This window comes from Streptomyces sp. BR1 (assembly GCF_052373795.1).
Classification (GTDB): Bacteria; Actinomycetota; Actinomycetes; order Streptomycetales; family Streptomycetaceae; genus Streptomyces.
The window spans coordinates 2,517,452-2,530,140 of the sequence record NZ_CM126252.1 but is presented as its reverse complement, the minus strand read 5'-3'; the positions used below and the strand labels follow the sequence as shown (position 1 = coordinate 2,530,140).

The following is a 12,689-nucleotide window of genomic DNA, read 5'->3' as shown; positions in this document are numbered from 1 at the left end:
ATCACCGAAGTGATCAGCCGCGCCCGGCCCAGATGTTGGTGCCCGCGGTGTCCACGGCGAAGGTGTCGATCTCCTTCAACTCCTCGGCGCTCAGCGGCGGTCCGGCGAGCGCCGCCACGTTCTCCTCCAGCTGCTTCACGCTGGACGCGCCGATCAGCGCGGAGGTCATCCGGGGGTCGCGCAGCACCCAGGAGATCGCCAGCTGGGCGAGCGACTGGCCGCGCCGGGCGGCGATGTCGTTCAGCCCGTTCAGGCGCCGCAGCACCTCGTCGCTGAGCAGGTTGGGGTCGAGCGACTTGCCCTGGGTGGCCCGCGAGCCCTCCGGGATGCCCGTGAGGTACTTGTTCGTGAGCAGCCCCTGCGCCAGCGGCACGAAGGAGATGCAGCCCATCCCGGCCGTCTCCAGCGTGTCGAGCAGCCCGTCGTCCTCGGTCCAGCGGTTGATCATCGAGTACGAGGGCTGGTGGATCAGGGCGGGCACACCCATCTCGCGCAGCAGCCGCGCCGCCTGGTCGGTCTGCTCGCTGTTGTACGAGGACACACCCACGTACAGCGCCTTGCCCTGCTGGACGGCGGACGCCAGCGCGCCCATCGTCTCCTCAAGCGGGGTGTGCGGGTCGAAGCGGTGCGAGTAGAAGATGTCGACGTAGTCGAGGCCCATCCGGTTCAGCGAGGCGTCGAGGGACGACAGCAGGTACTTGCGCGAGCCCCACTCGCCGTACGGGCCGGGGTGCATCTCGTAGCCCGCCTTGGTGGAGATGATCAGCTCGTCCCGGTATGCCCGGAAGTCCTGGCCGAAAATCTTCCCGAAGTTCAGCTCGGCGGAGCCGGGCGGCGGGCCGTAGTTGTTGGCCAGGTCGAAGTGGGTGACACCCAGGTCGAAGGCGCGGCGCAGAATCGCGCGCTGGCTGTTCAGCGCCCGGTCGTCGCCGAAGTTGTGCCACAGGCCCAGCGAGAGCGCGGGCAGCTTCAGGCCACTGCGGCCGGTGCGCCGGTACTCCATGGAGTCGTAGCGGTGGGGGTCGGCGAGGTAGTTCAGGGGGAGGGATTCAGTCACGTTTCCCTGCTTATCACGGACTTGTGACCCACCGAGTTGGGCCGCTGTGACCCGTCCGCAGTACTGTGCCTTCCCTGGGGCAGCCCGGCAGCGGGCCGTATACGGCGCCGCGGCGGCCCCCGGAAGGCAACGAGAGGGTGGAATCGGTGAACTTGCGCGACCTGGTGTACGGGCTCTACGCACGCCGGGTGGAAGGACGCCTCGACCACGACCAGGTGCCCAAGCACATCGGTGTCATCCTGGACGGCAACCGGCGCTGGGCCAAGGCGTCCGGCGGGAGCCCCGAGCAGGGGCACCAGGCGGGCGCCAGCAAGATCCACGAGCTGCTCGGCTGGTGCGCCGAGACGGACGTCGAGGTCGTCACGCTCTGGATGCTGTCCACGGACAACCTGGACCGGCCGGACAACGAGCTGGTCCCGCTCCTGGGCATCATCGAGGGCGTGGTGCGCGACCTCGCGGCGGACGGGCGCTGGCGCGTCAACCACGTGGGCACGATGGACCTGCTGCCCGGGCGCACCCAGTCGGTGCTCAAGGAGGCCGAGCAGGCCACCCATGACGTCGGCGGCATACTCGTCAACGTCGCCGTGGGCTACGGCGGCCGCCAGGAGATCGCGGACGCGGTCCGCTCGCTGATCCTCGACGCCGCGTCCAAGGGGACCAGCTTCGAGGAGCTGGCCGAAATCGTCGACGTCGACCACATCTCGGAGCACCTCTACACCCGCGGCCAGCCCGACCCGGACCTCGTGATCCGCACGAGCGGCGAACAGCGCCTGTCCGGCTTCATGCTGTGGCAGTCCGCTCACTCCGAGTACTACTTCTGTGAAGTCTTCTGGCCCGCGTTCCGCAAGGTGGACTTCCTGCGTGCGCTCCGCGACTACGCGGCCAGGCACCGGCGTTACGGAACCTGACCGGACGCGACCGCTCCTGAGGCGCGGTCAACCCGTTTGGTCCCCACCAAGCGAATATGCCTGTGCATGGCTGCGCTTGTTCGAGGGAATACCACTTCCAGTTGAGCGGCTCGAAATGGCCACTCACCCGGGAGGCCCTTTGCACCACGACGCACGTGCGCTGAGCACGGACGGAGCGGAGGGCCGGCGCTCGGCCCGCGCACCGCGGCCACAGCCCGGCCCCCACCCCCGCGACGCCGTCGCACCCCGACCTCATCTGAGGGGGTACGTCCTTCCGTGGTGACCAGCACGAAGCGCCGCATGCCCGACCGGCGCACCTACGTCCTCGACACCAGCGTCCTGCTGGCCGACCCCAGCGCCATGACCCGGTTCGACGAGCACGAAGTGGTGCTCCCGATCGTCGTGGTCACGGAACTGGAGGCCAAGAGGCACCATCCGGAGCTCGGCTATTTCGCCCGTCAGGCCCTGCGCCTGCTCGACGACTTCCGGGTCCGGTACGGACGCCTCGACGCCCCCATCCCGCTGGGCGACCTCGGCGGCACGCTCCGCGTCGAGCTCAACCATTCCGATCCCGGCGTGCTGCCCGCCGGCTACAGGTTGGGGGACAACGACTCAAGGATCCTCGCCGTCGCCCGCAATCTCCAGGCCGAGGGGTACGACGTCACCGTCGTCTCCAAGGACCTGCCGCTGCGGATCAAGGCGTCGTCGGTCGGCCTGCTCGCCGAGGAGTACCGGGCGGAACTGGCCATCACCGACTCGGGCTTCACCGGAATGTCCGAACTGTCGCTCTCGGGCGAGCAGGTGGACCTTCTCTACGAGGAGGAGACGCTGTACGTGCCGGAGGCCGCCGACCTCCCGGTGCACAACGGCCTTGTGCTCCAGTCCGAGCGCGGCAAGGCACTCGGCCGCGTCACCGCCGACGGCAACGTCCGTCTGGTGCGCGGCGACCGGGAGGCGTTCGGTCTGCGCGGCCGCAGCGCCGAGCAGCGCGTCGCACTCGACCTGCTGCTCGACCCCGAGGTCGGCATCGTGTCGATGGGCGGCCGGGCCGGCACCGGCAAGTCCGCGCTCGCGCTCTGCGCGGGCCTGGAGGCCGTCCTGGAGCGCCGCCAGCACAAGAAGGTGATGGTCTTCCGTCCGCTGTACGCGGTGGGCGGGCAGGAGCTCGGCTATCTGCCCGGCTCCGAGGCCGAGAAGATGGGCCCGTGGGCGCAGGCGGTCTTCGACACGCTGTCGGCGGTCACCACGCGCGAGGTGATCGAGGAGGTGACGTCGCGCGGCATGCTGGAGGTCCTGCCGCTCACCCACATCCGCGGCCGCTCCCTGCACGACGCGTTCGTGATCGTGGACGAGGCCCAGTCGCTCGAACGCAACGTCCTGCTGACCGTGTTGTCCCGAATCGGGGCGAACTCGCGGGTGGTGCTCACGCATGACGTGGCCCAGCGCGACAACCTCCGGGTCGGGCGGTACGACGGTGTGGTCGCCGTCGTGGAGAAGCTGAAGGGCCACCCGCTCTTCGCGCACGTCACCCTGACCCGCTCCGAGCGGTCCCAGATCGCCGCGCTCGTGACCGAAATGCTGGAGGACGGCCAGATCTGATCCTGTACGTCCCAATTGGCGCCGCCCGCGAAGCCGTTGAGCTTAGCCGGGCGGCGCCTTCATGTGTGAGGGATTGGGCAAAACACCTGGGCCACAGGGGATGTGAGGTTTCACACCCGGTGAATAATTGCCTTGCGGCGCCGCTCTCCGGCAGAGTCTTGCATCCGTCAGGCCCCGCATACGGCACACCTGTACCTCGTAACTCAATAGCGTCGCCGTATGCCGCCCGAGCACCACGCGGCGCTCCCGCAAGGGAGTTGCCCACCGGGTCAGTTCCTCCCGTGACCTGAGCAGTTGGGAGGAGAGAGCCAGGGGCACGATTGCGTCCGTCAGGTCACCAGTGCGGGCGCTGCTGGAAGGAAACCGTGTGAGCCGGATCTCGGTCCGGGGATTCGCGGTGGCGTCAGCCACTGCGGTCACCACTGTCGGCGCCGTCGTCGGCGTTGCCTCGGGCGCGCCCCAGACCGCCTCGAACGACAACGTCGAGGCGACCGCTGCCGACACGACGCTCCTGGCGGACATCCCCGCGGGCCAGCAGGCCCAGGTGCAGACCGCGTCACTGACGCAGCAGGCCGACGCCCAGTCGGCCCAGGCCAGTGCCGCCGCGAAGAAGTCCGCGGAAGAGGCCGCGCGCCTCCAGGCCGCCAAGGACGCCAAGTCCAAGAAGGACTCGGCGGACCAGAAGGCCAAGGAAGCCAAGGACCGCGAGCAGGAGCAGGTCGCCAGCCGCTCCGCGACCCGCGACCCGTCGTCGTTCCCGGTGCAGAGCTCGTACTCGGTGGACGAGGTCAAGGCGATCGCACGGCAGATCGTGCCCGCCGACCAGTTCCAGTGCTTCAGCAACATCGTGAACAACGAGTCGACCTGGAACTACCTCGCGGTCAACTCCAGTTCCGGCGCGTACGGCCTGGTCCAGGCGCTCCCGGGCTCGAAGATGTCGTCCGTCGGCTCCGACTGGCGGACCAACCCGGCCACCCAGATCAAGTGGGGCCTGAACTACATGAACGAGAGCTACCACAGCCCGTGTGGTGCCTGGTCGTTCTGGCAGGCCAACAGCTGGTACTAGGCGGCCGCGCGCGAGGTATTCCGGTCACGATCTTTACCTCGCGCACGTCAACCTTTCGAAGCCCCTCACCGTCCTTCGGTGAGGGGCTTCGCCCGTGTACGGTCATGCGGGACGACTCCAGTGGGAGGGGAGTGGTGGGGAGAATCGGCGGGGGAAAGGGAAGCGGCGGCATCATGTCGAAAGTGCCGGGACTGCTCGGAGCGCTGGGCGCGAGTCTCACGAGAATGGGACAACGCCTGGACGAGCGCCGGGTGGAGACGGAGGGGCGTGGCGACGCGTCCGAGGCGGACGTGTCGAACGTGACCGCCGCCGTCCCGGAGGCGGTCGTTCCGGCGGAGGCGCCGGTCGTTCCCGCAGAGGTCGCCAAGCCCGCGGTCGACGATGTGGCCGCCCGGGCGGCCACGCCCACGCCGGCCGACACCGCCTCCACTGTCTCCTCGAACGGGGCCGGGCCCGGACGTCCGGCCCCCGAGCACGTCCCGGCGCCGCCCGCGTACGCCCCCGCCGTCGCCGCGCGGCCCGACCCCGTGGCCGCCGTGCCGTGGGGGATGCGGGTCTCGGCGGAGATCGGCTGGCGCCTTCTGGTCCTCGCGGGGACGCTCTGGGTGCTGATGCGGGTGATCAGTGCCGTACGGCTGGTGGTCCTGGCGTTCGTGGCCGCGCTGTTCATCACCGCGCTGCTCCAGCCGACGGTGTCGCGCCTGAAGCGGATGGGTCTGCCGCGCGGTCTGGCGACCGCCGTGACCGCGATCTTCGGCTTCATCGTGATGGGCCTGCTCGGCTGGTTCGTGGTCTGGCAGGTCATGGACAACCTGGACACGCTCTCCGAGAAGGTCAGAGCGGGTATCGAGGAGCTCAAACGCTGGCTCCTCAACAGCCCGTTCCATGTGACCGAGGACCAGATCAACCAGGTCGCCAAGAACCTCAGCGACACCATCGGCCACAACACCAACGAGATAACGTCCGCGGGCCTCCAGGGCGTGACCGTCCTGGTCGAAGTCCTCACCGGCATCCTGCTCGCGATGTTCTCGACGCTGTTCCTGCTCTACGACGGCCCGCGCATCTGGCAGTGGGTGCTGCACCTGGTCCCGGCCCAGGCCCGGGACGGCGTGGCGGGAGCGGGTCCGCGTGCCTGGCGCACGCTCACCGCGTATGTGCGGGGCACGGTGATAGTGGCGTTGATCGACGCGATCTTCATCGGGCTCGGGATCTACTTCCTGCACGTCCCGATGGCCGTACCGCTCTCCGTCTTCATCTTCCTGTTCGCCTTCATCCCGCTGGTGGGCGCGGTTATCTCAGGCGCGCTCGCGGTGGTGGTCGCACTCGTCACCGAGGGTGTGTTCACGGCCGTGATGGTGCTGGTCGTGGTGCTGCTCGTCCAGCAGATAGAGGGCCATGTCCTCCAGCCCTTCATCCTGGGCCGCGCGGTCCGTGTCCACCCGCTCGCGGTCGTCCTCTCCGTCGCGGCCGGCGGCCTGATCGGCGGCATCGGCGGCTCGGTGGTCGCGGTCCCGCTGGTCGCGGTGACGAACACGGTGGTGGGTTACTTGCGGGCGTACGCGAAGGAGAACGCGCTGCGTAGTGCGGCGCCGCCGTCGCCGGAGGCGGTACCGGACGTGGACCCGACCCCGACCCCGGCTCCGGCGGAGAAGTAGCGGTTCGGCTGCGGGCCGGTGGGGGCTGGTCGCGCCCACGCGGCGGAGCCGCAAATGTCACAGCCCCGCGCCCCTAAAAGCACGGGGCCGCGCCCGTACGCGAAGGCCCCCTCCGACGGTGATGTCGGAGGGGGCCTTCACGTATGTACGGCGCTAAGTGGTGCCTGCCTTCAGGGGCGCGGGGAACTGCGCGAGCAACCCAGCACGGTCCGCAGGCGAACACGCACCTACTCGGCCAGGACAGCCTCGGCGTCCAGCGTGACACCCACGGCCTGGATGACCGAGGCGATCTTCACGGCCTCCTGGATCGTCTCGCGGGAGACGTCGGCCTTGCGCAGCACCTGCTCGTGGGAGTCGAGGCACTGGCCGCAGCCGTTGACCGCGGAGACGGCCAGGGACCACAGCTCGAAGTCGATCTTCTCCACACCCGGGTTGCCGATGACGTTCATCCGCAGACCCGCGCGCAGCGTCCCGTACTCCGGGTCGGAGAGCAGGTGACGCGTCCGGTAGAAGACGTTGTTCATCGCCATGATCGCCGCGGCGGCCTTGGCGGCGGTGTACGCCTCGGCGGACAGGTTGGCCTTGGCCTCGGGCTCCAGCTCGCGCAGGACCTTCGGCGAGCGCGAGGCGATCGCGCAGGCCAGGACCGTGCCCCAGAGCTGCTGGGCCGGGAGCTCGCTGTTGCCGATGACCGAGCCGAGGTTCAGCTTGAGGTCCTTGGCGTAGTCCGGCAGGGCGGACTTGAGTTCGTCGAGAGCCATGTCAGGTCAGCTCACTCGCCCGAGAGGAGCTTGACCGGGTCCAGGGTGTCGTCGCCCTTGGACCAGTTGCACGGGCACAGCTCGTCGGTCTGCAGGGCGTCGAGGACCCGCAGGACCTCCTTGGGGTTACGGCCGACGGAACCGGCGGTCACCATGGAGAACTGGATCTCGTTGTTCTGGTCGACGATGAAGACGGCGCGCTTGGCGAAGCCGTCCTCGCCCTCGATGCCGAGGTCGCGCATGAGCTCGTGCTTCGAGTCGGCCATCATCGGGAAGGGCAGGTCACGCAGGTCGGCGTGGTCCTTGCGCCAGGCGTGGTGGACGAACTCGGAGTCGCCGGAGAAGCCGAGGACCTGGGCGTCACGGTCGGCGAACTCCTCGTTCAGCTTGCCGAACGCGGCGATCTCGGTCGGGCACACGAAGGTGAAGTCCTTGGGCCACGCGAAGACGATCTTCCACTTGCCCTCGTAGGTCTTGTGGTTGATCTGCTCGAACTCCTGGCCGCTCTCCAGCGAGACGCAGGCGGTCAGGTCGAACTCGGGGAACTTGTCACCGACAGTGAGCACGCGCACTCCTTGCGATCGGGAAGGGTCCTTTTTGGGGGCTTCCCTGGGGGTTGGACGGATTACGGATGGTGTCACAGGAGGCATTGATCAGTGAAATAGCTAGACTCGGTCATCGTGATCGGAGGTGGTTATCAGTGGCCGTAAGTAATGGTGTGGGCGGTGGTGGCGGCGCGGCGGCCGGGGCGCACCGTGTACGGACGGTGACCCGGCCCGCCAAGCAGCCGAGCCTCGCGCAGCTGCGGGCCTTCGCCGCCGTGGCCGAGCATCTGCACTTCCGGGACGCGGCGGCCGCCATCGGGATGAGCCAGCCCGCGCTGTCCGGGGCCGTGTCCGCGCTGGAGGAGACGCTGGGGGTGCAGCTCCTGGAGCGTACGACCCGGCGGGTGCTGCTCTCGCCGGCCGGGGAGCGGCTGGCTGTCCGGGCGCAGGTGGTCCTGGACGCGGTGGGTGAGCTCCTTGAGGAGGCCGAGGCGGTACGGGCCCCGTTCACCGGGGTGCTGCGGCTCGGGGTGATTCCGACGGTGGCGCCGTATCTGCTGCCGACGGTGCTGCGGCTCGTACGCGACCGGTATCCCGAGCTCGACCTCCAGGTCCACGAGGAGCAGACGGCGTCGCTGCTCGACGGGCTGGCGGCGGGGCGGTTGGACGTGCTGCTGCTCGCGGTCCCGCTGGGGGTGCCGGGTGTGACCGAACTCCCCCTGTTCGACGAGGACTTCGTCCTGGTCATGCCGCGCGAGCACTGGCTGGGTGGGCGTTCGGATGTGCCGCGCGAGGCGTTGCGCGAGCTGGATCTGCTGCTGCTCGACGAAGGTCACTGCCTTCGTGATCAGGCGCTCGACATATGCCGGGAGGCGGGGCGGGAGGAGGGGGCGGCCGTCACGACCACGGCGGCGGGGCTGTCCACGCTGGTGCAGTTGGTGGCCGGGGGGTTGGGGGTGACGCTGTTGCCGCGTACGGCTGTGGAGGTCGAGACGGCTCGCAACGACCGCCTTGCGACGGGGTACTTCGCGGATCCCGCGCCGTCGCGACGTGTCGCCCTGGCGGTCCGTACGGGTACGGCGCGCCAGGACGAATTCGAGGAGTTCGCGGGGGCGCTACGGTCCGCGATGCGCGCGCTCCCGGTAAGAACCCCCACCCCGCCCCTTCCCTAAACCCTCCGGGGGTGGGTGGGGGTTGGGGGGAGGGTTTCTCCCGGGGCTCCGCCCCGGGGACCCCGAGCGGGGGCTGCGCCCCCTGCACCCCGCTTCGGGGCTCCGCCCCGGACCCCGGCTGGGGGTGGGTGGGTTGCGGGGCTGCGCCCCTGCACCCCGTTTTGTCTGCGGATCGTGCTGGCTTGCTCGCGCAGTTCCCCGCGCCCCTGGGTATTTAGGGGCGCGGGGAACTGCGCGCTCAGCCCCCACCGGCCCGCAGTCGACGAACCCGGCCGCCCGCCCAGGCCACGCGGCGGAGCCGCAAAATGTCACAGCCGGGAAGGGGTGGGGTGGGGCAACTGCACCGCCCTACTCCGTCCGCAACCCATCCGGTCGCATCAGCCGCCACATCGGTGGCAACGACAACGCCGTCACCATCAGGACCACCCCGCCCCCGATCCCCACCATCCCCAGCACCGACGGCCAGTCGACGTGCTGCGGATGGCCCACCATGCGCAGGAGCATGGAGCCGAGGCCCAGGCCCACCGCCGTGGCCAGGGCCAGGCCCAGCAGCACCGGGACCGCCGTCTGCCACAGGACCGACCAGCTCAGGGTGGTGCGGCGGGTGCCGAAGGCGACCAGGGACGACAACAGGCGGCGGCGTTCGCGGAGTTGTTCCAGCATCGAGACCAGCAGGCTGGTGCCGATGAGCATCAGGACCGCCGCCGCCCCGATGTACAGCCCCCGCCGCACACCCGCGAACTTCGTCGCCGTCTTCTGGTCGTTGAGCGCCCGCGCGCCGGTGAACGGGTCGGCCGCCCACGACGCGTTCAGGACGCGGTCCGCCGCCTTGGCGTCGCCCGGCCGCAGCGTCACGTACGTCGTGTACTGGACCGGCACCCGCTCGAACCCCTTCAGCGCGCCCGGCGTGGCCAGCACCCCGCCGCGGCGGTCGCCCATCGGGTCCGGGCGGGACGGGACCACCTTCGCGTCGCGCGGGATCGTGTACGCAAGGCCGAGACCCTTGTTCTCGCCGTACGACGGCTCGAAGTACAGCTTCGCGCCCGGCTTCGCCGCCTTGCCGCCGAGCTGGTTCTCCGTGGTGACGAACACGTCGCCGTCCTTGCACGACGGCAGTTCGCCGACCTCCCGCAGCGCCGCGCAGTCCCCGATGGTCACCTGCGCGTACTCCTCCGGGTCCTTCGGGCGGTTGCCCAGACCCGCGTAGCCGAGCGTGGTCGTGCCGGTGACGCCCTGCGTCGAGCGAAGGATCGACACCCTTCGCTGCTGCTCCGCCTTCGATACGCCGGCGTCCATCGGCACGTACATCTGCGCCCGTGCCGTGTCCTCGCCGCTCGATGTCACATAGTCGCCCTCGATGCCGCTGAACAGCATCTGCAGCGCGATCGCCCCGGCCACCGCCACCGCGATGCCGTTGACCAGACGGGCGGCGCCGCCGGAGTTCAACTGGAGCCTGCGAATGGCCAGTTGCCAGCCGACCCCGCCGCCGCCGAGTCGCCGTACGACCGTCTCCACCAGCCACGGCAGCAGCGCCGTCACGCCGATGAGCAGCAGCACCGTGCCGCCGATCACCTGCGCCTGGTTGTAGAAGCCGCTGTCGCGGCCCTTGCCCATCATGGGTGCCAGCAGGCCCAGGCCCACGACCGGCAGCAGCAGCCGCCACCACAGCCGCCTGCCCCGCCGCGCCGACTTGCGTACGACACCCAGCGGTTCGATCACCACGCCGCGCAGCGCGAACAGCGTCACGCCGACCGCCGCCGCCGGGACCGCCACCCCGACGAGCAGTGCGAGACCCGCGCTCGGGTTCACGTCGGACGGGAAGACGTTGAGCTGCGCGATCGTGATGTCGCCGACGTACTGCCGCACGATCAGGAAGAACACCGTGCCGAGGACGAGTCCGAGCGCCGAGCCCGCCAGCGCCTCGCCCGCCGCGATCCAGCGCGTCATCCGGCTGTCCGCGCCGACCAGGCGCAGCGCGGCGAGCCGCCGGTCGCGCCCCTCGCCGCCGAACCGTACGGCCGCCGCGATGAACACCGCGACCGGCAGCAGCAGGACGACAAAAATGATCACGATCAGGAGGGCGAGGATCGGGTCCATCTTGTCGCCCGGGCCCTTCTTCGGGAACGAGCTGATCCGTTCCACGTCGCCCCGGCCCGGGCCCGGCCCCTTGCGGGCCTTGAGCGCGTCGCTGCCCGCGTAGTAGGCGAGTTCATGCGGTCCGAGCAGGCCCTTGTCGCCGATCGTGCCGGTGATCTTGTACGGGATCCGCTCGCGCAGCATCGCGCCCGAGGGGGACTCAAGGAGGTCGCGCAGGGCGGGCGAGGCCACCATCGTGCCGGGCGCGGGCAGCGCCGACAGGCCCGGCGGCACCGGCGCCCTGTCGCCCTCGGGCTGCACCAGACGGCCACGGATGTCGTCGCCGTGGTACCGCGTGTCGGTGCGCGAGAGCAGCATGGTGTCGGCGGCCGCGCCCGACTCGATGCTTGCGCCGAAGTCGTTGCGCGCGTTGTCGCGCGCGTCCCGGGCGCTGAGCGCGCCGGGCAGTGCGGTCGTCGCGAGGAGCAGTGCCACACCGAGGCCGACGCCGAGCGCCGTCATCAGCGTGCGGGTCCAGCCCTCGCGGCCGCCGGTGAGCGCGAACTTGGCGCCGAGCGCGAGGTCGCGGAGGCGGTTCATACGGAGTGCTCCAGCATCATGTCGCGGGACTTGCCGTCGCGTACGACGATCTCGCGGTCGGAGTAGGCGGCGACCCGGGCCTCGTGGGTGACCAGGACGACCGCCGCGTTGGCGGACCGGGCGGCCTCGGTGAGCAGCTGCATCACGCGCTCGCCGTTGAGCGAGTCGAGCGCGCCGGTCGGCTCGTCCGCGAAGATCACCCGGGGCGAGGTGACAAGCGAGCGGGCGACCGCCACGCGCTGGCCCTGGCCGCCGGAGACCTCGCCGGGCCGCTTGTGCCCGAGGTCGTCGACCTCCAGGCGCTCCATCCACGTCAGGGCCGTGCGCTCGGCCTCCTTGCGCCGCACACCCGTCAGCCGCAGCGGCAGGGCCACGTTCTCCGTGCAGGTCAGCTCGGGGACGAGCTGGCCGAACTGGAAGACGAAGCCGAACTCGGTACGCCGCAGCGCGCTGCGCTCGGCGTCCTTCATCGAGGAGAGCTCACGGCCGTTGTAGACGATCGACCCCGAGTCGGGGGTGACGATCCCGGCCAGGCAGTGCAGCAGCGTCGACTTGCCCGAGCCCGAGGGGCCCATCACCGCGACGACCTCGCCGGGGTGGATGGAGAACTCCGCGCCGTCGAGCGCGGGGGTCGGCCCGTACGCCTTGCGCAGGTCGCGGGCGGCGAGCAGGGAACCGGCGGGCGTCATGCGCGTACCTCCGTGGCGAGCTGGTCGAGGCGGGCGGCGGTCAGTTCGAGCCACCGCAGGTCCGCCTCCAGATGGAACAGGGCGTGGTCGCAGATCAGCTGGTCGGAGAGGTCGCCCCGGCGCTTGCGGTCGGTGAGGATGCGCATCAGGCGCAGATGCTCGGCCCGCTGGGTGTCCAGGAGGTCACCGGCGCTGCGGCCGGTGAGCAGGGAGAGGACGACCTTGGTGTAGAGGGTCGACTGGAGGTACGGCTCGGGCTTCTCCGGCTGCTTGAGCCAGGCCTCGACATCGGTGATGCCGGCCTCGGTGATCGCGTACCGCTTGCGCTCGGGACCGCCGCCGGCCTCCACGCCGTCGACCTCGACGAGGCCGTTCTTGAGCAGGCGCGACATGGTCGAGTAGACCTGCCCGTAGTGCAGCGGGCGGTCGTGCCCGAACTTCTCGTCGAAGGCGCGCTTGAGGTCGTACCCATGGCGTGGGCCCGACTCAAGGAGTCCGAGGAGGGTGTGGCCGATCGACATGCTCGGAGCCTTTCTGAAGGTCAAGTCTGCGTACGGGTGG

General features: G+C 70.0%; 11 protein-coding genes. 5 read left to right on the top strand and 6 right to left on the bottom strand.

What is annotated here, in order from left to right:
• Positions 1–13: 13 nt before the first annotated feature.
• On the bottom strand, positions 14–1,057 hold the full coding sequence (gene mgrA / locus ACT1U9_RS10650) for an L-glyceraldehyde 3-phosphate reductase (protein WP_444538101.1): 1,044 nt from the start codon (positions 1,055–1,057) through the stop codon (positions 14–16).
• 146 nt (positions 1,058–1,203) lie between these two features.
• Here mgrA and ACT1U9_RS10645 point away from each other — a divergent pair, with 146 nt between their 5' ends.
• From ACT1U9_RS10645 to ACT1U9_RS10630, 4 genes are all read left to right on the top strand, one after another.
• Entirely contained in the window at positions 1,204–1,965 is a 762-nt protein-coding gene (locus tag ACT1U9_RS10645) for an isoprenyl transferase (protein ID WP_188276137.1), read from the top strand.
• Positions 1,966–2,241: 276 nt separating this feature from the next.
• Complete coding sequence (locus ACT1U9_RS10640) at positions 2,242–3,564, top strand: PhoH family protein (protein WP_188276136.1); 1,323 nt, start codon at positions 2,242–2,244, stop codon at positions 3,562–3,564.
• A gap of 367 nt (positions 3,565–3,931) precedes the next feature.
• A complete protein-coding gene (locus ACT1U9_RS10635; protein ID WP_444538100.1) occupies positions 3,932–4,630 on the top strand; it encodes a transglycosylase SLT domain-containing protein in 699 nt (232 codons plus the stop codon).
• A gap of 173 nt (positions 4,631–4,803) precedes the next feature.
• On the top strand, positions 4,804–6,285 hold the full coding sequence (locus ACT1U9_RS10630; RefSeq protein WP_444538099.1) for an AI-2E family transporter: 1,482 nt from the start codon (positions 4,804–4,806) through the stop codon (positions 6,283–6,285).
• A 227-nt stretch (positions 6,286–6,512) separates the two neighbouring features.
• Here ACT1U9_RS10630 and ACT1U9_RS10625 read toward each other — a convergent pair whose 3' ends face one another.
• Together ACT1U9_RS10625 and ACT1U9_RS10620 are read right to left on the bottom strand one after the other, a co-directional pair.
• Entirely contained in the window at positions 6,513–7,046 is a 534-nt protein-coding gene (locus tag ACT1U9_RS10625) for an alkyl hydroperoxide reductase (protein WP_361422266.1), read from the bottom strand.
• A gap of 11 nt (positions 7,047–7,057) precedes the next feature.
• Entirely contained in the window at positions 7,058–7,612 is a 555-nt protein-coding gene (locus tag ACT1U9_RS10620) for a peroxiredoxin (RefSeq protein WP_361422269.1), read from the bottom strand.
• Between the two features lie 200 nt (positions 7,613–7,812).
• Here ACT1U9_RS10620 and ACT1U9_RS10615 point away from each other — a divergent pair, with 200 nt between their 5' ends.
• The gene (locus ACT1U9_RS10615; protein ID WP_444539060.1) at positions 7,813–8,763 is read left to right on the top strand and encodes a LysR substrate-binding domain-containing protein; all 951 of its coding nucleotides are present in this window, start codon (positions 7,813–7,815) and stop codon (positions 8,761–8,763) included.
• A gap of 348 nt (positions 8,764–9,111) precedes the next feature.
• Here ACT1U9_RS10615 and ACT1U9_RS10610 read toward each other — a convergent pair whose 3' ends face one another.
• The 3 genes from ACT1U9_RS10610 to ACT1U9_RS10600 are packed head-to-tail and all read right to left on the bottom strand — an operon-like array spanning position 9,112 to position 12,649.
• Positions 9,112–11,439: an ABC transporter permease gene (locus ACT1U9_RS10610; RefSeq protein WP_444538098.1), complete on the bottom strand. Its 2,328-nt coding sequence runs from the start codon at positions 11,437–11,439 to the stop codon at positions 9,112–9,114.
• Positions 11,436–12,128: an ABC transporter ATP-binding protein gene (locus tag ACT1U9_RS10605; RefSeq protein WP_444538097.1), complete on the bottom strand. Its 693-nt coding sequence runs from the start codon at positions 12,126–12,128 to the stop codon at positions 11,436–11,438. The genes ACT1U9_RS10610 and ACT1U9_RS10605 overlap by 4 nt, the downstream gene beginning before the upstream one ends.
• A complete protein-coding gene (locus ACT1U9_RS10600) occupies positions 12,125–12,649 on the bottom strand; it encodes a PadR family transcriptional regulator (RefSeq protein WP_444538096.1) in 525 nt (174 codons plus the stop codon). The genes ACT1U9_RS10605 and ACT1U9_RS10600 overlap by 4 nt, the downstream gene beginning before the upstream one ends.
• Positions 12,650–12,689: the final 40 nt, after the last annotated feature.